The 376-nt window shown below is 70.7% G+C and carries 2 pseudogenes; both read right to left on the bottom strand.

Annotated features, from left to right (window positions below):
* Positions 1–189 (bottom strand): annotated as a pseudogene (gene pdxA / locus G3N61_RS39300) (4-hydroxythreonine-4-phosphate dehydrogenase); the annotation flags it as partial.
* Positions 190–200: 11 nt separating this feature from the next.
* A pseudogene (locus tag G3N61_RS39295) lies at positions 201–376 on the bottom strand (molecular chaperone SurA); the annotation flags it as partial.

Genomic DNA, 376 nt, shown 5'->3' with positions numbered 1-376 from the left:
GGCCAGCGTGGCCCGGTCGGCGCCGACGGCCGCCGCCCGCGCATCGAGCAGCGCCGCATCGCCGAGCACGGTGAAATGCGCGTCGGGCCAGCGCTGCGCGGCATCACGCAGCGCCTGCACGGTCAGCTCCGGGCCGACCCCCGCCGGTTCGCCGGTGGTGATTGCGATCTGCAGCGCGGGCGTGGTCATCTGATACTCGCTCAGTTCGCCGGACCGGCGCCGCCGAACTTGTACTGCACGTACGACGAATCGCGCAGCTCACGCAGCCAGTCGGCATACGCCTGTTCGGCCTTGCGCTGGCCGATTGCCTGACGCGCGATGTCCATCTGCTGCTGCACCGAGCCTTCCGCTTCGCGGCGGCTCAGCACCTGGATCA

It is taken from the genome of Burkholderia sp. Ac-20349 (genome assembly GCF_017104865.1).
Taxonomy (GTDB): Bacteria; Pseudomonadota; Gammaproteobacteria; order Burkholderiales; family Burkholderiaceae; genus Burkholderia; species Burkholderia aenigmatica.
Note: the sequence above shows the minus strand (reverse complement) of the source record. Positions and strands in the feature narration are given on the sequence as shown.